Source organism: Mesorhizobium sp. M1334 (assembly GCF_040317995.1).
GTDB lineage: Bacteria > Pseudomonadota > Alphaproteobacteria > Rhizobiales > Rhizobiaceae > Mesorhizobium.
In genome coordinates this window covers 385,144-407,624 of record NZ_JAMYLM010000001.1, presented here as the reverse complement: position 1 = coordinate 407,624, position 22,481 = coordinate 385,144, and the positions used below count along the sequence as shown (strand labels likewise).

Annotated in this window: 21 protein-coding genes and 1 riboswitch; of the genes, 15 read left to right on the top strand and 6 right to left on the bottom strand. The window is 62.2% G+C overall.

What is annotated here, in order from left to right; all coding sequences use genetic code 11:
- The first annotated feature begins 11 nt into the window (after positions 1–11).
- The 3 genes from NKH17_RS02000 to NKH17_RS01990 all read left to right on the top strand — a co-directional run bounded on the left by NKH17_RS02000 (position 12) and on the right by NKH17_RS01990 (position 3,808).
- On the top strand, positions 12–2,231 hold the full coding sequence (locus tag NKH17_RS02000) for a 3-hydroxyacyl-CoA dehydrogenase NAD-binding domain-containing protein (protein ID WP_352898524.1): 2,220 nt from the start codon (positions 12–14) through the stop codon (positions 2,229–2,231).
- A gap of 81 nt (positions 2,232–2,312) precedes the next feature.
- Positions 2,313–2,957 (top strand): S24 family peptidase, encoded by a 645-nt coding sequence (locus NKH17_RS01995; RefSeq protein ID WP_352475935.1) that lies wholly within the window; start codon positions 2,313–2,315, stop codon positions 2,955–2,957.
- 11 nt (positions 2,958–2,968) lie between these two features.
- On the top strand, positions 2,969–3,808 hold the full coding sequence (locus tag NKH17_RS01990; protein ID WP_352475934.1) for a thermonuclease family protein: 840 nt from the start codon (positions 2,969–2,971) through the stop codon (positions 3,806–3,808).
- On the opposite strand, the gene NKH17_RS01985 is transcribed toward NKH17_RS01990, so the two are convergent.
- Positions 3,771–5,426 carry a lysine--tRNA ligase gene (locus NKH17_RS01985; RefSeq protein ID WP_352898521.1) on the bottom strand — a complete coding sequence of 552 codons (1,656 nt, stop codon included), beginning with the start codon at positions 5,424–5,426 and terminating at the stop codon, positions 3,771–3,773. The genes NKH17_RS01990 and NKH17_RS01985 overlap by 38 nt on opposite strands.
- Before the next feature lie 247 nt (positions 5,427–5,673).
- Between NKH17_RS01985 and NKH17_RS01980 the strand changes: the two genes are divergently transcribed.
- The gene (locus NKH17_RS01980; RefSeq protein WP_352506179.1) at positions 5,674–6,084 is read left to right on the top strand and encodes a tellurite resistance TerB family protein; all 411 of its coding nucleotides are present in this window, start codon (positions 5,674–5,676) and stop codon (positions 6,082–6,084) included.
- A gap of 8 nt (positions 6,085–6,092) precedes the next feature.
- On the opposite strand, the gene NKH17_RS01975 is transcribed toward NKH17_RS01980, so the two are convergent.
- Positions 6,093–6,944: an ABC transporter substrate-binding protein gene (locus tag NKH17_RS01975; protein WP_352475931.1), complete on the bottom strand. Its 852-nt coding sequence runs from the start codon at positions 6,942–6,944 to the stop codon at positions 6,093–6,095.
- Positions 6,945–7,215: 271 nt separating this feature from the next.
- Between NKH17_RS01975 and NKH17_RS01970 the strand changes: the two genes are divergently transcribed.
- The 3 genes from NKH17_RS01970 (at position 7,216) to NKH17_RS01960 (ending at position 9,448) form a co-directional block, all read left to right on the top strand.
- A complete protein-coding gene (locus NKH17_RS01970) occupies positions 7,216–7,947 on the top strand; it encodes a helix-turn-helix transcriptional regulator (RefSeq protein WP_352898518.1) in 732 nt (243 codons plus the stop codon).
- A 97-nt stretch (positions 7,948–8,044) separates the two neighbouring features.
- Positions 8,045–8,683, top strand: a complete 639-nt coding sequence (locus NKH17_RS01965) for an acyl-homoserine-lactone synthase (RefSeq protein ID WP_023677342.1) — start codon at positions 8,045–8,047, stop codon at positions 8,681–8,683.
- 15 nt (positions 8,684–8,698) lie between these two features.
- Positions 8,699–9,448 carry an enoyl-CoA hydratase-related protein gene (locus tag NKH17_RS01960; RefSeq protein WP_352898516.1) on the top strand — a complete coding sequence of 250 codons (750 nt, stop codon included), beginning with the start codon at positions 8,699–8,701 and terminating at the stop codon, positions 9,446–9,448.
- A gap of 24 nt (positions 9,449–9,472) precedes the next feature.
- Here the strand turns inward: NKH17_RS01960 and ppk2 are convergent, their stop codons facing one another.
- The gene (gene ppk2, locus NKH17_RS01955) at positions 9,473–10,375 is read right to left on the bottom strand and encodes a polyphosphate kinase 2 (protein ID WP_352898514.1); all 903 of its coding nucleotides are present in this window, start codon (positions 10,373–10,375) and stop codon (positions 9,473–9,475) included.
- A gap of 213 nt (positions 10,376–10,588) precedes the next feature.
- Between ppk2 and NKH17_RS01950 the strand changes: the two genes are divergently transcribed.
- From NKH17_RS01950 to NKH17_RS01940, 3 genes are all read left to right on the top strand, one after another.
- Positions 10,589–11,854: an ATP-binding protein gene (locus NKH17_RS01950; RefSeq protein WP_352898512.1), complete on the top strand. Its 1,266-nt coding sequence runs from the start codon at positions 10,589–10,591 to the stop codon at positions 11,852–11,854.
- Positions 11,855–11,971: 117 nt separating this feature from the next.
- Positions 11,972–12,697, top strand: a complete 726-nt coding sequence (phoU, locus tag NKH17_RS01945) for a phosphate signaling complex protein PhoU (protein WP_254816325.1) — start codon at positions 11,972–11,974, stop codon at positions 12,695–12,697.
- A gap of 117 nt (positions 12,698–12,814) precedes the next feature.
- A complete protein-coding gene (locus NKH17_RS01940; RefSeq protein ID WP_352898509.1) occupies positions 12,815–13,822 on the top strand; it encodes a magnesium and cobalt transport protein CorA in 1,008 nt (335 codons plus the stop codon).
- Positions 13,823–13,924: 102 nt separating this feature from the next.
- Here NKH17_RS01940 and NKH17_RS01935 read toward each other — a convergent pair whose 3' ends face one another.
- Entirely contained in the window at positions 13,925–14,449 is a 525-nt protein-coding gene (locus tag NKH17_RS01935; RefSeq protein WP_352475925.1) for a GcrA family cell cycle regulator, read from the bottom strand.
- A 355-nt stretch (positions 14,450–14,804) separates the two neighbouring features.
- Between NKH17_RS01935 and NKH17_RS01930 the strand changes: the two genes are divergently transcribed.
- The 3 genes from NKH17_RS01930 to NKH17_RS01920 all read left to right on the top strand — a co-directional run bounded on the left by NKH17_RS01930 (position 14,805) and on the right by NKH17_RS01920 (position 18,088).
- Positions 14,805–16,004 (top strand): aspartate aminotransferase family protein, encoded by a 1,200-nt coding sequence (locus tag NKH17_RS01930; RefSeq protein WP_352898506.1) that lies wholly within the window; start codon positions 14,805–14,807, stop codon positions 16,002–16,004.
- Positions 16,005–16,018: 14 nt separating this feature from the next.
- Positions 16,019–16,930, top strand: coding sequence for an ornithine carbamoyltransferase (argF, locus tag NKH17_RS01925; RefSeq protein WP_352898504.1), 912 nt, complete (start codon positions 16,019–16,021; stop codon positions 16,928–16,930).
- A 147-nt stretch (positions 16,931–17,077) separates the two neighbouring features.
- Positions 17,078–18,088 (top strand): Hsp33 family molecular chaperone, encoded by a 1,011-nt coding sequence (locus NKH17_RS01920; protein ID WP_352898501.1) that lies wholly within the window; start codon positions 17,078–17,080, stop codon positions 18,086–18,088.
- A 6-nt stretch (positions 18,089–18,094) separates the two neighbouring features.
- Here the strand turns inward: NKH17_RS01920 and apaG are convergent, their stop codons facing one another.
- Positions 18,095–18,487, bottom strand: coding sequence for a Co2+/Mg2+ efflux facilitator ApaG/CorD (apaG, locus tag NKH17_RS01915; protein ID WP_254816331.1), 393 nt, complete (start codon positions 18,485–18,487; stop codon positions 18,095–18,097).
- Positions 18,488–18,715: 228 nt separating this feature from the next.
- Here apaG and NKH17_RS01910 point away from each other — a divergent pair, with 228 nt between their 5' ends.
- Complete coding sequence (locus NKH17_RS01910) at positions 18,716–19,870, top strand: glycosyltransferase (protein WP_352898500.1); 1,155 nt, start codon at positions 18,716–18,718, stop codon at positions 19,868–19,870.
- A gap of 35 nt (positions 19,871–19,905) precedes the next feature.
- Here NKH17_RS01910 and NKH17_RS01905 read toward each other — a convergent pair whose 3' ends face one another.
- Complete coding sequence (locus tag NKH17_RS01905) at positions 19,906–21,096, bottom strand: O-succinylhomoserine sulfhydrylase (RefSeq protein ID WP_254816333.1); 1,191 nt, start codon at positions 21,094–21,096, stop codon at positions 19,906–19,908.
- A gap of 70 nt (positions 21,097–21,166) precedes the next feature.
- A riboswitch (SAM riboswitch) is annotated at positions 21,167–21,244 on the bottom strand.
- A 135-nt stretch (positions 21,245–21,379) separates the two neighbouring features.
- Here NKH17_RS01905 and NKH17_RS01900 point away from each other — a divergent pair.
- A complete protein-coding gene (locus NKH17_RS01900) occupies positions 21,380–22,474 on the top strand; it encodes a 2'-deoxycytidine 5'-triphosphate deaminase (RefSeq protein WP_352644314.1) in 1,095 nt (364 codons plus the stop codon).
- Positions 22,475–22,481: the final 7 nt, after the last annotated feature.

Below are 22,481 nucleotides of genomic sequence, written 5' to 3'. Positions count from 1 at the left end.
GGAGAGAGATGATGAGCTACGCCAATTTCACCCTCGACATCGACGCCGACGGCATTGCGCTGGTCACCTGGAACATGCCGGACCGTTCGATGAACGTCTTCACCGAGGAGGTGATGCGCGAACTGAACGCCATCGTCGACAAAGTGGCAAGCGATGCAGTGATAAAGGGCGCGGTGATCACCTCCGGCAAGGATACGTTCTCGGGCGGCGCCGATATCACCATGCTGCAGAAGATGCTGGCGAGCTTCGCCGCCGATAAGGCGAAGGACCCGGAGAAGGCGACCAAGGCGCTGTTCGACAAGGCGGGCGCTATGAATGGCCTGTTCCGTAAACTGGAAACGTCGGGCAAGCCGTGGGTTTCGGCGATCAACGGCACCTGCATGGGCGGCGCGTTCGAATTGTCGCTCGCCTGCCATGGCCGTGTCGCGGCCGATTCCGACCAGGTGAGGATGGCGCTTCCGGAAGTGAAGATCGGCATTTTTCCAGGCGCCGGCGGCACCCAGCGCGTGCCGCGGCTGACCGACCAGCAGCAGGCGCTGCAAATGCTGACGTCCGGCCAGACGCTGTCGCCGCAGAAGGCCAAGTCAATGGGCTTGATCCATGAGATCGCCGAGGCGGACAAGCTGGTCGAAACTGCCAAGGCGATGATCAAGAACGGCTTGAAACCGGTGGCGCCATGGGATGAAAAGGGCTTCAAGCTGCCCGGCGCTCCGATCTATTCGGTGGCAGGTGCCAATCTGTGGCCGCCGGCTATCGCCATTCTGCGCCGCGAGACCTATGGCAATTATCCCGCTGCCGCCGCCATCCTGAAATGCGTCTACGAGGGCCTGCTGGTGCCGTTCGATACCGCCTTGCGGATCGAGCAACGCTACTTCACCGAGATCATGCAGACCAGGGAAGCGGCGGCGATGATCCGCTCATTGTTCGTGTCGCTGCAGGAACTGAACAAGGGCGCTCGCCGCCCAGCTGGTGTGCCGGAAACGACGTTCAAGAAGATCGGCGTGCTCGGCGCCGGCTTCATGGGCGCCGGGATCGCCTATGTAACGGCCAAGGCCGGCATTCCGGTGGTGCTGCTCGACCGCGACATGGAGTCCGCCACCAAGGGCAAGGCGCATTCCGAGACCCTGATCTCGGATCAGGTGAAGAAGGGCCGTGCCAAGCCGCAGGATAAGGATCGGTTGCTGTCGCTGATCACGCCAACAGCCGATTACGCGGATCTTGCCGGCTGCGATCTTGTGGTCGAGGCGGTGTTCGAGGACTCGGCCGTCAAGAAGGATGCCACCGAACAGGCCGAGGCTGTACTCAAGCCGTCGGCGATCTTCGCCTCGAATACGTCGACCATACCGATTACATCGCTGGCCAGGAATTCGGCGCGGCCGAAGAATTTCATCGGCATCCACTTCTTCTCGCCGGTCGACAAGATGATGCTGGTCGAGATCATCCTCGGCAAGAAAACCGGCGACAAGGCGCTGGCCACCGCGATCGACTTTGTCGGCGCCATCAAGAAGACGCCGATCGTCGTCAACGATACGCGCGGTTTTTACGTCAATCGCTGCGTACTGCGCTACATGTCGGAAGCCTACAAGATGCTGATCGAAGGTGTTCCGGCGCCGATGATCGAGAATGCGGCGAAAGCCGCTGGCATGCCGGTCGGTCCTCTGGCGTTGACCGACGAGACGGCGATCGACCTTGCCCAGAAGATCATGAAGCAGACCATGCGCGACCTCGGCGACAAGGCGGTCGATCCGAAGCAGATGGCGCTGATCAACACGATGGTCGACACGCATGGCCGCTTGGGCCGTAAGAACAGCAAGGGCTTCTATGACTATCCGGCAAAACCGGCAAAGAAGAAGCTGTGGCCAGGCCTCAGGGACCTCTACCCGCAGCTGTCGCCGGAGCAGGTCGACTATGAGGAACTGAAGCAGCGGCTGCTGGTCACCATCGCGCTTGAGGCGGTACGGGTGATGGAAGAGGGCATCGTTACCGACCCACGCGAGGCCGATGTCGGCTCGATCCTGGCCTTCGGCTTCGCACCTTATACAGGCGGTGCACTGTCCTACATCGACGGCATCGGCGCGAAGAAATTCGTCAAACTCGCCAAGCGCCTGCAGAAGAAATACGGCGCCGAGTTCAAGGCGCCGAAGCTGCTGCTCGACATGGCCGAGAAGGGCGAGACCTTCTACGAGCGCTTCGATCCCTATACCAGGAACGAGGCCAAGGAGGCGGCCTGACGCCGTCTCCGGCGGTGGACAAGATGGCGGCCAAGGGGTAGAACAGCGAAGGTATTTTTTCCTGTTTCGAAGGAGAGCAAGGTGCTCTCGCACGACCGCGTTTGGGCCGCCATCGACGCTCTTGCCGAGCGTTATTCGCTTTCGGCCTCCGGCCTTGCCAGGCGCGCTGGGCTCGACTCGACCGCCTTCAACAAATCGAAGCGGCTGTCCTCAGATGGGCGGCCGCGCTGGCCGTCGACCGAATCGCTGGCCAAGATCATCGAGGCGACCGGCGCCTCGCTGGATGAATTTGCAGGGCTGGTCGAAGGCCGGGGTAATTCCGGCGCACTGCCCGTGCAGAAATCGTCGGTGCCGCTGCTTGGCTTCGCCCAGGCCGGCGCCGGTGGCTTCTTCGACGACGCCGGTTTTCCGGCGGGGCAGGGATGGGACCTGATCGAACTGCCGGCACGGGCAACCGAAACCTCCTATGCGTTGAAGGTCCAGGGCGATTCCATGCTGCCGCTCTACCGCAATGGCGATGTCCTGATCGTCGAGCCGGGAGCTACCATACGAAAGGGCGATCGCGTCGTCGTCAAGACAAATGCCGGCGAGGTGATGGCTAAGGTGCTCGACCGCCAGACACCGAAGTCGATCGCGCTGGTCTCCCTCAATCCCGATCACCCGGACCGCGACATCCCCATGGGCGATGTCGAATGGGTGGCGCGGATTGTCTGGGCAAGCCAGTAGGCGCGGGGCCGGTGCGTCTGCCTCACCTTGCCTTGGCTGTTCTGGCGATCCCGGCGATGGCCACGGCAATTGTCGCCGGCGGCCGCGCCGTCCAGAGCGAAGGCGGCGGCGCCTGGGAGCAAATCCAGGTCGGCGCTGAACCGCAGCCCGCCGCGCCGGCTACGTCGGCCATCCCGAAACCAGTGCCGGCCAAGCAGGCGGCGCATTCGAGGGCAATCGATCCAGAAATCGTGGTGCCGCCGCAGCTCGGTTCCAACGAGCTTGAACGGATAGAGCCGCGCGCCCCGTTGAGCGATCTGGCATTGGCCGGACCGCCCAAGCCGCCAAAAACGAAAATGCCCGACGACTGGAAAGGCACGAAACTATTCCAGCCCATCGCGCCGGCCGCCGGGGTCATCGAAGCAAAGGGCTATTCGATTGCGGTTTCCGGTATCGACATCGTCAAGCAGGAGGAGACTTGCACCGACGGCGGCGAGTCCTGGAATTGCGGCATTCGGGCGCGAACGGCCTTCCGCGCCTTTCTCCGCAGTCGTGCGGTGGTCTGTGCCGTGCCGCCCGAAGGCGGTCGTGATCTGATCGCCGCCGAGTGCCGGATCGGCAATCAGGATATCGGCCAATGGCTGGTCGAAAATGGCTGGGCGCGCGCCGCTACGGGCGGCCCTTACGTAGAAGCCGGCGAGAAGGCGCGTGCAGCAAAAAAAGGCGTCTTCGGGCCGGCGCCGAGCGTTTCACGCCTGCCGCCGCTCCCGGCTGCTGCGTCGCGATCCGCGCCTGTAGCGCCTAGCTCGATCCTGGAGGAGCAGGACGGCGCCCTCACGCCGCCAGCTGACCAGCCAGCGCCCGCTGAATGAGCTCGCGCGTTTCGGCGATGCCGTAGAGCGCGGCGAAGGAGCCGAAGCGCGGCCCGCGTTCCTGACCTATCAGCACCTGATAGATCATCTGGAAGAAGGCGACGGAGACACCGGGTCCGCCCTCCGGGCTCTGCTTGGAATGATCCTGGTAGCGCTCGATCTTGCGCGCAACATTGAGGGCGGCGTTCTGGATTGCCTCGCTGTCGGCATCAGCCGGCAGCGCGGCGAGCGCTTCCGAAAGCTTGGTCAGCGCCTCGCGCTCGACCGTGTCGGCAGCACGGTACACTTTCGCCGGCCTCACGAAATCGTCGAAATAGCGGATGGCATATTCTGCCAGCCGGTCGAGCTCGGGATGGCTCGTCGGCGTCACACCCGGCGCGTGGCGCGAAATGAAACCCCACAGCACGCTCCTGTTTTGGGCATTCGAGGCGCTGACCAGGTTGAGCAGCAGCGAGAACGGAACCGGCAGGTCGACTGCCGGGGGATTGCCGTCATGCATGTGCCAGACCGGATTGCCCAGCCGCTCCTTCCAGTCCTGCCTCTGATAGGCAGAGAGGAACGTATAATACTCGTCCACTGCCTTCGGGATAACGTCGAAATAAAGCTTCTTCGCGGTTCGCGGGCGCTGGAACATATAAAGGCTAAGACTCTCGGTCGGCGCGTAAGTTAGCCACTCGTCGATGGTTAGCCCATTGCCCTTCGACTTCGAGATCTTCTGGCCGTGCTCATCGAGGAACAGCTCATAATTGAAGCCCTCCGGCGCCGGAGCATCGAGCGCGCGGCAAATCTGCCCGGCGAGCTTGACGGAATCGATCAGATCCTTGCCGGACATCTCGTAATCGACGCCGAGTGCTGCCCAGCGCATCGCCCAATCGGGCTTCCATTGCAGCTTGGCATGACCGCCGGTCACCGGCGTCTCGAAGCGCTCGCCGGTGTCCGGATCGCGCCACACGATGGTGCCGGCGCCGAGCTTGCGCTCGTCGATCGCGACTTGCATGACGATCCCGGTCTTGGGATGGATCGGCAGGAAGGGCGAATAACTCAGCGCCCGTTCCTCGCGCAGCGACGGCAGCATAATTGCCATCACGTTATCAAAGCGCTCGAGCATCTTGAGCAGCGTCGCGTCGAAGCGGCCGGAAGTATAATAGTCGGTCGAGGAAGCGAATTCGTAATCGAAGCCGAAACGGTCGAGGAAAGCGCGCAGCCGTGCGTTATTGGCGGCGCCGAACGACGGATACTCATTGGAGAAAGGGTCCGGTATCCTGGTCAGCGGCTTGCCGAGATAGGCGCGCAGCATGTCCTTGTTAGGCACATTGTCCGGCACCTTGCGCAATCCGTCCATGTCGTCGGAGAAGCACAGCAGTCGCGTCTTGACCTTGTCTTCGGTCAGCACGCGGAAGGCGTGGCGCACCATAGATGTGCGCGCCACCTCGCCGAACGTGCCGATATGCGGCAGGCCGGACGGGCCGTAGCCGGTCTCAAACAGCACCGTTTCCGGGTAGCCGCCGATCGCGTAGCGAGCGACGATCTTTTTCGCTTCCTCGAACGGCCACGCCTTGCTTTCGGCGGCGGCGGTGAGGACTTCCGGACTGAGATCGATCGGCTGTTGTTCGGCCATGATGCTATTCCTGCAACTTGCCGGCATCCATGCCGGCAGCCGCATGCTCTAGACCATGATCCCGAAAAGTGGAACCCGGTTTCAGGGCAGGACCGCGATCAGGCAAGAAGATTAAGAGCTCCCGTCCCAATTAGTCGGGATGGATCAAGTTCCAAGGCGTGACCGGAGCGCCAACGATGGCGGCTGTTTTTCCTTGCGGCGCCGGTCTCTCGTTCCTAACTTCGGGACCCATCTCAAGGAGTTGTAAATGCCATTGTCGCCACACGAAGCCATGATCTACCTGATGGTCATCACTTCGGCGTCGGACCGCGACATGACCGACATCGAACTGGCGCGGATCGGCGACGTCGTTCGATCCTGGCCGGTGTTTGAGGATTTCAACCAGGAGCGGCTGGTCGATGTCGCTCAGGCCTGCCAGGAAATGCTGCAGGAAAAGGACGGGCTGGAGGGCGTCCTGGCGCGTGTCGCCGAGGCGCTTCCGGAACGCTTGCGTGATACCGCCTATGCCGCCGCCTTCGAGGTTGCGGCCGTCGATCTCGAAATGCGCCTGGAGGAGGTGCGCGTGCTGCAGCTCGTCCGCCGGGAACTCGATCTCGATGCGCTGACGGTCGCCGCCATCGCGCGAGCCGCCAAGGCGCGCCTTCGCACGCTGACCTGAGCCGGCAGTCAGAAAAAGCTGACCGGAAAATAGCGAAGATAAAACTCGGCGAACGTACCTTTCACCGAAATTTCCTGCAGCGCGTAGTCGAATGCGGCCGCCAGTGCCGGATCGTCGGCCCTGGTGGCGATTACCATGCCTGAGCCAAGGTATTCGGGCGCCAGATAGGGGCCGCCGGCAAAGCGGCAACAGCCAGCCGCATCGGAGCCGCCGAGCCAGAACGCGAAACGCATGCCGTCGCCGAAGGCGGCGTCGATCTTGCCGGCTTTAAGCCTGCCATAAAGCTCCTCCGGCTTTGCGACGGGGACGATTTGGACGTCGCCGAAATAAGTGCGCAGCATCCGCTCATGCGCGGAACCGGCGATCACGCCGACACGTTTGCTGCGCAGCCTGTCGAACATTGGTTCGGTCAACGCCTGTGTCTTCAGCATGATGAAGCGTGCCGGAAATTGCAGGTAGGGGCGTGAGAATGCGTATTTCGACCGCGACTCCGGCGTCGCGGCGATGCCGGCAATGATCGCTTCGCCTTCGTCTTTCCCGAGCGCACCTTCGAGCTCGGCCCAGGGCAGCGCCTGGATCTGGCATTTTTCGGCAATGCCGAGCTCGGCGCAGATGGCGCGCGCCAGGTCGACATGGAAGCCCGACAGCCGGCCTGCCCCATCGAGGAAATTGAATGGCGGGAAATCCGTGGTGGTCAGGAATCGCAGCCGCGGCAGCATCGAAAGGTCCGGCTTTGGCAGCCGCTCCTTGGCGTCCCAAAACACCGGCACCTGCGGCTCCGCGGCGAGCGCATCAGCCGCAAGCGATTGCGCCCCGATCAATATCGAAATCAATGAAATGGATATGCGCCGAAACGCCACGCGACGACTCCGTCCGGTCTTGCCCCGGCTTTAGTACGAAATAACACAGGTTTTTGTACGAAAATAACACAGGTACAACGGTTTTTGGTTTCATCGTGACGATTTAGGGATATTGTTTAGTGAGTTTGCAAATGACTGCGTGATGCCGGCTGAAGAGGAGCAGTAGGACGCACAGGGGAAGCAGCTTTGCAGTCCGGGGTTGATGGCGTGGTGCGGGTTGATCACTGCCATTGGCCTCAAGAGCGGAAGGCAACATGGGGTAGATGTTGCGATGGGTCATTTCGATCGTACCCTGGAACTGATAGATCAGTTGCAGCACGCCGGCACAGCGGCCGCCGTCTGCGAAAAGCTGCTGGGGGTAACAAGCGGGTTCGGGCTGACGGCGCTGATGGCCGGGACGGTTCCGCAACCTGGCACGCCGAGAAACCAGCAAAAGGACCATGTGCTGCTTTGCGACTGGCCGGCTGAATGGCTTGAGCGCTACGTCGCGCGCAACTACGTCGATCACGACCCCGTCGTCAGTCACATGAAGCAGCTTCAAGCGCCATTCCAGTGGCGGGAAGCGTCTCAGGGCATCCGCATCGGCAAGAGCGGCGGCGAGGTGATGGGCGATGCCGGCGAATTCAAGCTGCGCGACGGGTTGGCCTTCCCGCTGATCACGCTCGATGGCCAGATCGTCATGGTGTCGCTGGGCGGCGAGGCTGTCGAATTGTCGGGCGCCGAGTTTGGGCTGGTGTCGCTTGTCTCGACTTATGCGATTGGCCGCGCCATGCAGCTCCACACTATGGCTGGCAAAACCATCGACCATGTCGAATTGACGCCGCGTGAGCGCGAATGCCTGCAATGGGCCGCCGTTGGCAAGTCCGAATGGGAGATTTCACAAATTCTCGGCATTTCGGAACACACATCAGAGAAACACCTTCTTAACGCCAAAAGCAAACTCGGTGCCGTCAACCGGGTCCAGGCCGTCGCGGAAGCGATAAGGCGCGGCTATATTAACTAGGTCGGCCGCGCCGGCCTAGAAATTCTTGCCTACGCGATCGCGTAATTTTTTCGGGGGAGCACGGCCGTATCTTCCTATTGAAACTAGGAGACGGCAAATGCTTTTTTCCCTCACGACCCAGGAATTGATGGAACGGCCCGACCTCTGGGAGGCAGTTCATCGTTTGCGTTACAGAGTTTTCGTCGAAGAGATGGGATGGACCGATCTGCAGCGCCCTGACGGCCTCGAGATCGATCAATTCGACCACGACGAGGCAGTGCACCAGATCGTCATCCGCAATGGCGAGCTCGCCGGTTACCAGCGGATGTTGCCGACGACTCGGGCACATCTTCTAACCGATGTGCTGGCGGACCTTTATGAGGGAACCCCACCGTCGGGCCCGAATGTCTACGAACTGACCCGCTATGCGGTTGCACCGGGGTTCCGCGACGGCCGGCGCGGCGTGTCGACGGTGGGCACGGAGCTGATCGCTGGCTTCGTCGAGTGGGGTCTGAAGCGCAACGTCAACCAGGTGATCATCGAATTCGAGCCGATGTGGGTGCTTCGCGCGCTGCAGCTGCATTTCCTGGCAACGCCGCTCGGTTACCAGCGTACCTATGGCAACCAGCAGGTGGTTGCCACACTGCTCACCTTCAACGAGCACACGCTCGACGTGGTGCGTTCGCGCCGCAACCACTTTGCGCCGGTGCTGGCCAGAGGGTACCCGGACATGCTCGGACAGAGACGCGCCTCGTGAGATTGGAGAGAGGCCATGAACGTTCACTCAAAAGCAGAATTCCGCAATCACACGCTGATCGTCACGGTGTCGTCGGGTGACGGCCGCCCGGTGCTGGACAGGCGGGCCTATGAAAGCCTGGCCAGGACATTCCATGAAGCCGCTGCCGACGACGACGTCCGCGTCGTGGTCCTGCGCGGCCTGGCCGGGTGCTTCTGCCTCGGCGCCGATTTCTCCGAATTTCTCGACGCCACCAAACATCGGCGACTGATCGACGCCGTCACCGATATGTTCCGCACGCTGGCGACGTTCCCGAAACCGGTCCTTGCCTGTGTCGACGGCGACGCCGTCGGCGTCGGCTGCACCATCCTGTTCCACTGCGACATGGTGATCGCCTCGAGCAAGAGCACGTTTCGGGTGCCGTTCGTCGATTTCGGCCTGGTGCCGGACGCGGCGACCAGCATCCTGGCGCCGCAGAAGCTCGGCTATGCCGGGGCGTTCCGTTTCTTCTGCCTGGGCGACACGCTCGCCGCCGAAGATGCCAGGGCACTGGGCCTTGTCGGCGAGATCGTGACGGACGCCAGCGTCGAGGAAGCCACGTTGGCAAGAGCCAGGCAACTCGCCAAGAAGCCTGTCGCGGCGCTGCAGCAGACGCGCGACCTGCTTAGGGGCGACACCGGCGCGCTCTGCGACCGCATCGACCAGGAGATCTCGCTTTTCCAGCAGGCGCTGCAGGACGACACTACGCTGAAGCGACTGCAGCGGATTGCGCGGCTGGCGGCATGACAGCCGCGTATCGATGAGGTGAGCTTATTTTTCGAGGAAAGTCGTTCCTTCGCCGATGATCTTCTTGTCCACCTTGCCGATGGCGTCGAGATCGCGGCCGTCATAGGGAAGCGACAGGAGAATGCGCTGCATAACGGCCAGCCGCGCGCGCCGTTTGTCGTTCGCCCGCACAATGATCCAGGGCGCGAACTCCTTGTGCGTGCGTTCGACCATCAGATCGCGCGCCTTGGTGTAGTCGTCCCATTTGGTGATGCCGGCGATGTCGATCGGCGAAAACTTCCAGCTCTTCAGCGGGCTCCAGCGACGGTCGTGGAACCGCTCGAGCTGTGTTTCCCGACTGATGTTCAGCCAGAATTTGAAGAAATGGATGCCTTCGTTGCGGATCATCCGCTCGAAATGCGGAACCTCGTCCAGAAATCGCTCGTGCTGCTCGGGCGTGCAGAATCCCATCACCGGTTCAACACCGGCGCGGTTGTACCAGGAGCGGTCGAAGGTGACGAATTCGCCCGACGTCGGGAAGTGGTCGACGTAACGCTGGAAGTACCATTGTCCAAGCTCGGTGGGTGTTGGCTTGGTCAGCGCCACGTTGCGCGCCGTGCGAGGGTTCAGATACTGGCGCAAAACGAAGATCGTGCCGCCCTTGCCGGCAGCGTCGCGCCCCTCAAACAGCGACATTACCCGCTTGCCTGTCGACTGCAGCCACGCCTGCGCCTTGACCAGCTCGATCTGCAGCTTCTCTAACCTCTCGTCATACTCCTCGCCCTTCATTTTCTTGTCGTAAGGGTAGCCGCCGGCGGTGAGCTTGCGGTCCTCGATCCAGTCGGGAAGCGTCGGGGCCTCGATGTCGAACTCCCGCTCCTTGCCGTCGATCATGATCTTCAGCGGCCCCGATGAAGCTGCAGCGGGGCTTTCCTTGGCGTTTTTCATCGAGACGAACCTTTCCAGCCTCCGGACTCATGCTATTGGAAGCCTTACTGCATCGGCCCGAATATCGGAATCGATTTTCGGAAAGAACGATGCAGCAGATAAAGCGGTAGAGCGTCCTTTCTGCGCCCAATTGGACGCAGGGCGCTCTAGCGTCGGTTCAGCAGGAAGTTATTGAGCGTTGGCCGCACACGGAGCGCAGGCGACGGAGCGCAAATGGCCGATATCGGCACAGAGCGGAAAGGCAGAGCGCAAGCCGTCGCGATGCGGCTGTGGAACAGCCGCTGGCTGCTCGCGGCCGGCTTCGTTGCGGTTCTGATCGTTTATGGTTTTGCCGGCATGTCTGGCTATGTGGTGCTGCTGGCAGGCGCCGTGCTGGTTGCCGCGGCGATACTGCCGGCCGGCGTCGCCCGTCAATCGACCGAAAATGCCGCGGCCGTCGAGGCGAGCGGCTTGCAACAACTTTCCGGCGAATATCTCGCGGCAGCGGTTGCCGATCCGCTGATCATTTTCGATCGTTCCGCCGCCATCGTCCATGCCAACGCCGCCGCCTTTGCAGCCTTTGGCGGGATTGCCCCCGGCATGTCGCTGTCGCTGAAATTCCGCGCGCCGGAAATGCAGTCCTTGCTGGATAATATCTTGGCAGGCAACGTCGCCTCGGACAGCGTCGACTACATAGAAAGGCTGCCGGTCGAACGAGCCTATCGGGTGAGCGCGTCTTCTGTCGGTCACGCCACGGATCTCTACGTGCTGGTGTTCAAGGACCAGAGCGAAGCGCGCCGGATCGACAGAATGCGCGCCGACTTCATTGCCAATGCCAGCCACGAGCTGCGCACGCCTCTCGCCTCGATTGCCGGCTTCATCGAGACGCTGCGCGGGCCGGCCCGCAACGACCCTGCGGCACGCGAGCAGTTCCTGCAGATCATGCAGAACCAGACCAGCCGCATGGCGCGCCTCATCGACGACCTTCTGTCGCTGTCACGGCTGGAGATGAAGCCCTATCTCAAGCTGGGAACCGAGGTCGATCTGCGCCAGGCCATCGACAGCGTCATCGATTCGCTTGGGCCGCTCGCAAAGGAAAACGGCGTCGTCATCGAGCGTGATTTCGCGGAAGGGCCGCTCGACGTGCCCGGCGATCGGGACGAGCTTTTCCAGGTCTTCGAAAACCTCCTGGAAAACGCCTGCAAATATGGTCAGTCGGGCGGACGCGTCGTGGTGTCGATCACACGCAGCGACAGCGATACCGAACCGGGGATCGACGTCACTATAAGGGATTTCGGCCCCGGCATTCCCGAAGAACACATCCCGCGCATCACCGAGCGCTTCTACCGCGTCGACGTCGAGAACAGCCGGACCCAGAAGGGCACCGGCCTTGGCCTGTCCATCGTCAAGCATATCCTGACCCGGCACAACGCCAGGCTCTCCATCTGGTCGGAAGTCGGCAAGGGTGCGGCGTTCACCGTCCATTTGTCGGTTCGCTGACGCAGTACTATCTCTAGCCCATGATGGGCCGTTTCTTTTTTCTGTCATCCGGCTAGCGTATCAGCGGGGATTCGAGGGAGCGACTCAACCACAAGATCCCGGGAAGGCATTCGGTCCATGCAGTCCGTGCACATCGTCAGCGCCTATGACGAGGAGCTGAAATATCTGTCGAAGCGCATCGCGGCGATGGGCGGGCATGCCGAGCGCATGGTCGAGCAGGCAGTCGCGGCACTGGTCAATGCGGATCCGGGACTTGCCCAGAAAGTCATTCGAGACGACCTGGTTCTGGATGAGGGGCAGCGCGAGATCGACGATAAGGCGATCATCATCATCGCCAAGCGCCAGCCGATGGCGACGGATCTGCGCGAGATCGTCGGTGCGATCCGCATCTCGGCGGACCTCGAACGGGTAGGCGACCTCGGCAAGAACGTCGCCAAGCGAGTGGTTGCTGTCGCTGATGGGCGCCAGCCGAGCAGCCTGTTCCGCGGCCTCGAGGCTTTGGCTAATCTGGCGCTGACACAGCTCAAGGAAGTACTCGACGTCTACGCATCGCGGTCAGTGGAAAAAATCGGTTTCGTGCGCGACCGCGACGACCAGATCGATGCCATGTACACCTCGCTGTTTCGCGAGTTGCTGACTTACATGATGGAAGACCCACGCAACATCACGCCCTGCACGCATCTCCTGTTTTGCGCCAAGAACATCGAGCGCATCGGCGACCACGCCACCAACATCGCCGAGACGATCTACTATATCGTCACCGGCGACCAGATGCCGGCCGATCGTCCGAAGGGCGACAAGACGGACAAGATTATTCTTCCCGCAACGCAACCAGCGAAATGAGCGTCTCTCGATACTAATGCGAATTTCGGATTCGCCACCTGACAGAAAATTGCGCTAAGCTTTCGACGCGCTGACTTCTCAGTTCCGCGATGAAGGCCCCGCCTCCAGGAGGCTGCGATGGAATATGTCCGCGAGTTTGCTCCTGCGCCGCCGATGTCGGGTATAATCGCTTGCGGCGTCTATACGGCTGGGCGGCGCATCGCCGACATTCCGATCGAGGAAGCCGGCGAATGGGCCGGGAAGCCGGGCCACGTGGTCTGGATCGGACTGCTGGAGCCCGACCGCAATTTGTTACTGCGCGTCCAGGCGCAATTTCATCTGCATGAGCTGGCGATCGAGGACGCCGAGCATCCGCACCAACGGCCGAAGATCGAGCAATATGGCGATGCCCTGTTCATCGTTGCCCGCACGGCGCAGTTGATCGACAGCCGTGTCACCTTCGGCGAGACGCATCTGTTCGTCGGCGCCGGCTATATCGTCAGCGTCAGGCATGGCCCGTCGACCTCCTACGCCGCCGTTCGCCAGCACTGGGAAAGCTGTCCGCATTCCCTCGCCAAGGGCGAGGATTTCGTCCTCTACGCCATTCTCGATTTCATCGTCGACAACTACATGCCCGTGCTCGAGCAGATCGAAAACGAGGTCGAGGCGATCGAGGACAAGGTTCTGCTGAAACCGATGACCGGCTCCGATATCGAGCGGCTTTACATGCTGCGCCGCGATCTCTTGCGCCTGCGCAACGCTGCTCTGCCGCTGGTGGAGGTCTGCCGGCGGCTGACCAGCGCCGATCTGCCGCAAATCCACACGGCCATGCATCCGCTGTTTCGCGACGTCACCGACCACATCCGCACTGTCCAGGAAAAGATCGACAGCCTGCGTGAGGTTCTCGCTTTCGCCTTCGAGGCGAGCCTTCTGGTCGGTCAAAGCCAGGAGACGGCGATTTCCAAGAAGCTTGCCTCATGGGCCGCCATCTTGGCCGTGCCCACGGCACTCGCCGGCATTTACGGCATGAATTTCAGCGACATGCCGGAACTGAGGATGGAATATGGCTACCCGGCCGTCCTGGCCGCAATTGCCCTGATCTGCACGTTTCTTTACTGGCGGTTTCGCAAGAATGGGTGGCTGTAAGGGTAAGGGAATAGGCAGTAGCCAGTAGGGAATAGGCAATACGGAAGTGAGTTGTTGGCGAAACGACCCTTGTGAAGCGCTATCTCCCCTACTGCCCACTGCCTATCTATGCCGCCGCCGCTCCGATGCTGGCTGAAACGCCACGCGGGCGTGGTACTTGCAGTAGGGGCCGGTTTCGGCGGCGTCGTTGCCGCAGAAATGGAAATCTTCCGAAAGCGGATCGCCATTCGGCCATTTGCAGGTGCGCTCGTTCAGCTCGACGAGTTGCAGATGCCGCGAGATCGGCACGACGACGTTCTCGACCGGGCGGATATAGTGGCGCGCTACCGGTTCGGCATCGAACTGCGCCTTGAGCGCGGTCGCACCGATCGACATCGACGTGGTGGCATGGCGCGTGGCGCTTGCTGCCCGGGACACCGATTTCTGGATCGTCGATCCCTGTACCGTCTTCTTCTGGCGTGCCGGTGAGGCGGTCGTGCGTCCGCGACCGGACAGTTTCAGCCGGTGCACTTTGCCGATGACGGCATTGCGGCTGACCCCGCCAAGCTGTGCGGCGATCTGGCTGGCGCTGAGGCCCTCCGACCACAATTTTCTGAGAAGTTCGACTCGCTCGTCAGTCCAGTTCATGAGACCGCGCTCCTGCTGAAACGTGCGGCAATCGGAATCCATTCCCGACCCGGCTTCTGCCGGGCAGACACCACATATATCGGGTGATTAGGTCCGCCGCACGAAATCTAGTTATTTCTCTACTACAATTACCTTATGCGCTGACTCGGTGACAAGAGTCCCAAGGCCAACACGAATCGGTTTTTTCGGTTTTCCCCAACTTGCCCGGTCGCTTATGAGCCGGCGTTATGCTGGAGGGCTTGCCGCACGTCCTTGCGCGACCTTTTCGTTGACTTCACGGCCGAAAAACACGATAAGCCACAAGGGCCGCCGCTTTGGCGGCTTTTTGATTTTTCCGGTTCCGGAGACGCATATAATGAGCGGTTCGGCGCTTTTCGAGACCTTTGTTCGCGCACCCCTGGCTTTCGACCACGGTGAAGGCACCTGGCTGGTCACCGATAAGGGCGAGCGATATCTCGATTTCGCCGGCGGGATCGCCGTCAATTCATTGGGCTACAGCCATCCGCATTTGGTCGCGGCCCTCACCGAGCAGGCCGCCAAGCTCTGGCACGTCTCCAATCTGTACGAGATTCCGGGACAGAGCCGGCTCGGCGAGCGGCTGGCCGACGCCAGCTTCGCCGACAAGGTGTTCTTCACCAATTCCGGCGCAGAGGCGCTCGAATGCGCCATCAAGACGGCGCGGCGCTACCACTTCGTCAAAGGCCATCCCGAGCGATACCGCACAATCACCTTCGAAGGCGCCTTCCACGGCCGTACCCTGGCGACCATCGCCGCCGGGGGCCAGTACAAATACCTGGAAGGTTTCGGCCCCAAGGTCGACGGCTTCGATCAGGTCGGCTTCGACGATGTGGATGCAGCCGAAAAGGCGATCACGCCTGAAACCGCGGCGATCCTGATCGAGCCGGTGCAAGGCGAGGGCGGCATCAGGCAAGTGCCGACGCAATCGCTGAAGCGGCTCAGGCAGCTCTGCGATCAGCACGGACTGCTTCTGATTTTCGACGAGGTCCAATGCGGCGTCGGCCGCACCGGAAAGCTGTTCGCGAATGAATGGGCGGGCGTCACCCCCGACCTGATGGCGGTGGCCAAGGGCATCGGCGGCGGCTTCCCGATGGGTGCCTGCCTCGCCACCGACGAGGCGGCGGTCGGCATGACCGCCGGCGTGCACGGCACCACCTTCGGCGGCAATCCGCTGGCGATGGCGGTCGGCAACGCCGTGCTCGACGTGGTGCTGGAAGACGGCTTTCTCGAGGACGTCCGGCGCAAGGCGCTGCTGTTGAAGCAGGGGCTTGCCGGTGTCGCCGACGAATTTCCGGATGTTATCGAAAGCATCAGGGGCACCGGCCTGATGCTTGGGCTTAAATGCGCGATGCCCAACACCAAGGTCACGGTGGCACTGCGTGACCAGCATCTCTTGACGGTTCCGGCCGGCGACAACGTTATCCGCCTGCTGCCGCCTCTCACCGTGACCGACGCCGAGATCCACGAGGCGCTCGAGCGCATTCGTGCCGGCGCCAAGAGCCTGGCGGATGCCATCGTCGCTGCCGCTGCGAAGTAATCCCGGAATTCCTGATGTCCCTTCGCCATTTTACTGATCTTTCTGCCGTTTCCGAAGGCGATCTGCGCTTCATGCTCGACGACGCAGCTGTGCGAAAGGCAAGGCTCAAGGCCGGAGAACGCAGCAAGCCGCTCGAGGGCAAGGTGCTGGCGATGATCTTCGACAAGCCGTCGACGCGCACGCGCGTATCGTTCGACGTCGGCATGCGGCAGTTGGGTGGCGAGACGATCATGCTGACCGGCACCGAGATGCAGCTTGGCCGCTCGGAGACCATTGCCGACACGGCCAAGGTGCTGTCGCGCTATGTCGATGCCATCATGATCCGCACCACCTCGCATGACCGGCTGTTGGAACTGACGGAAAACGCTACGGTCCCCGTCATCAACGGGCTGACCGACGAGACCCATCCCTGCCAGCTGATGGCCGACATCATGACCTTCGAAGAGCACCGCGGTCCGGTGGCCGGCAAGACGATCGCCTGGACCGGCGACGGCAACAACGTGCTGCATTCGCTCCTGGAGGCATCTGCGCGGTTCCATTTCAAGCTGAACGTCGCCGTGCCCGAGGGCAGCGAACCGGCTCAGAAGCATGTCGACTGGTCGAAAGCCAATGGCGGCAAGCTGAAATTCACCCGCTCGCCCGAGGAGGCCGTTCACGAGGCCGACTGCATCGTCACCGACTGCTGGGTGTCGATGGGCCAGGAGCACCGTGCCCGCGGCCACAATGTCTTCCTGCCCTATCAGGTCAATGCGGGACTGATGGCGAAAGCCAAGCCGGACGCGCTGTTCATGCACTGTCTGCCGGCGCATCGCGGTGAGGAGGTTACCGACGAGGTCATCGACGGACCGCATTCTGTGGTGTTCGATGAGGCCGAGAACCGGCTCCATGCCCAGAAGGCGGTCCTGGCCTGGTGCCTGGGCGCTTGATCCGGGCCGGCCTGATCTGCGCCGCCTTGATCTGGGCCGCCTTGATCCGGGAGTGGGTGGTGCCTATCTCAGGCGCATCACGCAAATCGAGCGCGTCTCGTCGCATGCGCCCCGGAGGGCGGCATCGCCGCGCCCCGGAGCTTTGTCATGTTGGAAACTCATCAATTGGCTGAACATAAACCCAAGCTCGGCGAATTCGGCTACGCCGGCGACGATCATGTCGTGCCGTTCGAGGTCGGCCCGCTCGACGTGCGCGGCCGCACCGTCCAGCTCGGGCCGATGCTCGACGCCATTCTCAGCCGCCACGACTATCCCGAGCCGGTCGCCCGGCTCCTGGCCGAAGCCTGTGTGCTGACGGTACTGCTCGGAACTTCGCTGAAATTCGAGGGCAAGTTCATTCTGCAGACCCGCACCGACGGGCCCGTCGACATGCTGGTCGCCGATTTCTCCACGCCGCACGCGCTGCGCGCTTATGCCCGCTTCGATGCCGACCGGCTGCAGGCTTTGACTTCTGCCGGCGAGACGTCACCGCAGACGCTGATCGGCAGCGGCGTCCTGGCGCTGACCATCGACCAGGGCGCTCACACGCAACGCTACCAGGGCATCGTCCAGCTCGACGGTGTCACACTTGAAGATGCCGCACGCACCTATTTCCGCCAGTCGGAGCAGATTCCGACCGACCTCCGCCTTTCGGTTGCCAAGCTTCTGACACCCGGCGTCGGCGGTGCCCGCGAGCAATGGCGGGCCGGTGGCCTGCTGGCACAATTCCTGCCGCAGTCGGCGGAGCGTATGCGCGTACCCGACCTTCCCGGTGGCGACGGCGATCCGCGTGAGGAAATCCATGACCCGACCGACAATTCCTGGCAGGAGCTGCTGGCGCTGCTTGGTACTATTGAACCGACCGAGCTGATCGATCCGACGATCGGCGCCGAACGGCTGCTTTACCGGCTTTTCCACGAGCATGGCGTCCGCGTGTTCGGCGGCGTGCCGGTCGCCGACCAGTGCTCATGCTCGAGGGAGAAGATCCGCGGCATTCTCGAAGGCTTTTCCGCCGAGGAGATCAGGGACAGCACCGAGGATGGCAGCATTCACGTCGCCTGCGAATTCTGCTCGAAGCAATATGACTTCGACCCGGCGGAGTTTGCAGCGGCTGGATGACGGCCCTCAATTGACGGTGCGCCGCGTGCCCGGCAAATCGAGCGAGAAGGCGGGGATGGCGACGTCGAACGTCTCGCCCCGCTTGTTGCGCATTGTGTAGTGCCCGACCATGATGCCGGACGGGGTCGAGAGCGGGCATCCAGACGTATACTGATAGCTGTCGCCGGGGTTGAGTCCGGGTTGCTCGCCGACGACCCCCGGGCCGCGCACTTCCTCGACTTTGCCGGTACCGTCGGTAATGTGCCAGTAGCGTGACAGAAGCTGCACGAACTCATCCGACTGATTGTCGATGGTCACCTGGTAGCCCCAGACATAGCGGTTTTGCGGCGGGTCGGAGTGATCCTCCAGATAGAACGGCCTGACCTGCACTTCGATGTTGCGGGTGACGGCGCTGTACATAAACTGCTCCAAAGCAATGTAGATGGAACTTTCGATGCTCAGCGCAGTTTGGTCAACGATGCGCAGCATCTTCTTGCCCGATCTCAAGCGCAGGTGCCGAAAAACAATGTCATTTGAGTGACACATGACAATGATGGTGTGCAGGCTTGTGCCGGACGACTCAGCGTTCTGTCGAATTGTTGAAAACGGCTGTCATGCGGCCGGCATTTCTGGAGTGACCAGATCTCGATGGAACCGACATTCGCAGCCGCCCTCCTTTCCATAGCCCTCCTTCTTTCAAATCTCGCCAGCATCTTGTTAGCTTCGCAGAAGCTGAAGCGACCAGCCAGTATTGCACCGCCCGCGGCCAACGCGCCGCCGGTATCGATCGTCATCCCGGCGCGCGGCGTCGAGCCGTTTGCCGAAGAGACGCTGGAGCGCGCCTTCTCCCTCGACTGGCCGCGCTATGAACTCATCTTCTGCGTCGCCCATGCCGACGACCCGGTGGTCAAGCCGATCGCCGCCGCAATGGCGCGCTTTCCAGCTATTCGCGCCCGCCTTCTAATCGGTGACGACCGCATCAGCGGCAATCCAAAACTCAACAATTGCGTGAAGGGTTGGGAGGCGGCGCATTATCGCTGGGTCATCCTTGCCGATTCCAACGTGCTTATGCCAAGCGATTACGTCCAGCACCTGATGGCGGCGTGGCGGCACGACACCGGCCTCGTCTGTTCGACGCCGATCGGCTCGCGGCCGGACGGCTTCTGGGGGGAGGTCGAATGCGCCTTTCTCAACACGCTGCAGGCACGCTGGCAGTACGCTGGAGAGGCGCTCGGCCTCGGCTTCGCCCAGGGCAAGAGCATGTTGTGGAACAAGCCGATGCTCGATGCCAATGGCGGCATCCGCGCGCTTGCCGCCGAGATCGCCGAGGACGCCGCCGCGACCAAGCTGGTCAACGGGCTCGGACTGCGAGTCAATCTTGTCGCCTCTCCCTTCGAACAGCCGCTCGGCCGGCGCACGCTTGGCGAGATCTGGTCGCGGCAGGCGCGCTGGGCGCGGCTGCGCCGCGTCACCTTTGCACTGTTCTTTGCCCCCGAAATCCTGATCGGCGCGGCACCGCCGCTAGTGCTTGCACTGATCGCCGCGGCTGACGCCGGCGGCAGCCTGCCGGCAACCGCCATCGCCGTGCTGGTCGCGGCCTACCTGCCGGAATGCGCCTTGGCCTCGACCAAGGGATGGCACCTGTCGCCGCGCACGATCCCGGCGATGATGGCACGAGACCTGATGCTTCCCGTCATTTGGGCGCGCGGATGGCTGAGCGGCGCCATCGACTGGCGCGGCAACGTGATGACTATCCAGACGAAGACTGTCGCGGAGCTGGAAGAGACCCCGTCCGGCGCCTGATCGGCACGTCCCCGCTGCCTCTGTTCGGCCAGCCCTTATCCGGCAACTCTCAGTGCCTGCTCGATGTCTTCGAGCAGGTCGTCGGCGTCCTCAAGGCCGACTGACAGCCTGAGCGTTCCCGGTCCGATGCCGAGCTCGGCGCGGGCTTCATCAGTCAAGTTCTTGTGTGTGGTCGTCGCCGGATGGGTGATCAGGCTCTTGGCGTCGCCGAGATTGTTGGAAATCAGCACGACGTCGAGTGTGTTCTGGAAGGCAAAGGCCGCCTGCTTGCCGCCCTTCACATCGAAGCAAATCAGCGTCGAGCCGCCCGACATCTGCTTCTTGACCACGGCCGCTTGCGGGTGGTCGGCGCGGCCGGGATAGATGACGCGGGCGATTTGCGGGCGCTCGGCCAGGAAATCCGCGATGCGGCCGGCACTTTCCGTCTGCTGGCGTACGCGTAGCGGCAGCGTCTCCAGGCCTTTCAGCAGCGTCCAGGCATTGAAGGGCGAGAGGCTTGGGCCGGTGTGGCGGAAATAGTCATGCAGGTTCTCGTCGATCCATTTCTTGTCCGACAGAACGATGCCGCCAAGACAGCGCCCCTGGCCGTCAATATGCTTCGTGGCCGAATAGACGACGATGTGGGCGCCGAGCTGCAGAGGTTTCTGCTGCAAGGGCGTAGCGAAGACATTATCGACGATCAGCCTGGCGCCGATCGAATTGGCAAGTGCCGCGACGGCGGCAATGTCGACTACCTCCAGCGTTGGATTGGTAGGGCTTTCCAGGAAAAACAGTTTGGTGTTTGGCTTGACCGCCTTTTCCCAATTGGCGATGTCGGTGCCGTCGACCAGCGTTGCCTCAATGCCGTATTTCGGCGCCAGCGTCTCGATCACCCAGCGGCAGGAGCCGAACAGCGCGCGCGCCGCCACGATATGGTCGCCCGCCTTGGCGCTACACAGCAGTGCTGCCGTCACCGCCGCCATGCCGGATGCCGTGGCGCGCGCGTCCTCGGCTCCTTCCAGCGCGCACATGCGTTTCTCAAACATGTCGACCGTCGGATTGGCATAGCGCGAATAGATGAAGCCCGGCTCCTCGCCCTTGAAGCGGGCCTCCGCCGCTTGCGCCGTCTCGTAGACATAGCCTTGGGTGAGATACATCGCCTCGGAGGTCTCGCCAAAGCCGGAACGCAGCGTCCCGGCATGCACGAGTGCGGTCTGAGGCTTCCAGTCGCGCTTCTTGGTCATCATTCCATCCAAACACCAAAATTGGTCCAAACAACAAAAAACCGGCCGCGAAAGTCGCAACCGGTCCATATGGCCTTGCGGCCCGACGGTCCTTTAGCGACTTGTTTAACGTGGCTGCAAGCCGACCGGCCAAATCACCACGGGATAACGAGCTTTAGACCCGCGCCACGCTTGCGTCAATTGCCGGCATGATTAAGAGGGTTGTACCAAGCAGGTGCCAAAGGCGTCCACGGTCGGACCTGCGACAGAACAAGACCTCGCCCGGCGTTCGAACGGAGCCAGACCCTTGCGGCAGACAGGCATTCTTCCCGATCAGGATATTTCCGCGCTGTTCCAGACGGGCGCGCTGAAGTCGCCGCGCATGCTCGATGCCGATCAGATCCAGCCGGCCAGCCTTGACCTCAGGCTCGGCGACAAGGCATGGCGAGTGCGTGCTTCCTTCTTGCCCGGCCCGGACCACAGGGTTGTCGACAAGCTCGACCGGCTGAAGCTGCACGAGATCAACCTCGCCGAAGGTGCCGTGCTGGAAACCGGCTGCGTCTACATCGTGCCGCTGCTCGAAAGCCTGGCGCTGCCCGCCCATATTTCCGCCTCCGCCAACCCGAAAAGCTCGACCGGACGGCTCGATATCTTCACCCGGGTAATGACCGACCGTGGCCACGAGTTCGACAAGATCGCTGCCGGCTATGAAGGCCCGCTCTATCTGGAGGTCAGCCCGCGCACTTTCCCGATCGTCGTGCGGACCGGCTCGCGGCTGTCGCAGATCAGGTTCCGCACCGGCAATGCGCTCTTGTCGGAAAGCGAGCTGCACGAGTTGCACCGCGCCGAAATGTTGGTCGCCACCGAACCACCCAACATCTCAGGCGGGGGAATCGCGCTGTCGATCGATCTCGACGGCGACAAGGACGGGCTGGTCGGCTATCGCGGCAAGCACCACACCGGCCTGGTCGACGTCGACAAGCGCGCCGCGCAGGATGTCGTCGATTTCTGGGAGCCGCTCTACAAGAGCGGTGCCGGCGAGCTGGTGCTCGATCCGGACGAATTCTATATTCTGGTGTCGCGCGAGGCGGTGCATGTGCCGCCACTCTACGCCGCCGAAATGACGCCTTTCGACCCGCTGGTCGGCGAGTTCCGCGTCCATTATGCCGGTTTCTTCGACCCGGGTTTCGGCCATTCGGCGTCGGGCGGCACCGGCAGCCGGGCGGTGCTCGAGGTGCGTAGCCACGAAGTGCCGTTCATCCTCGACCACGGCCAGATCGTCGGACGGTTGGTCTACGAGCACATGCTGAAACGGCCGCAGGCGCTCTACGGCACAGATCTCGGCTCGAACTATCAGGCGCAGGGTCTGAAACTGTCCAAGCATTTCCGCGCCGCGCGATGATCTTGTT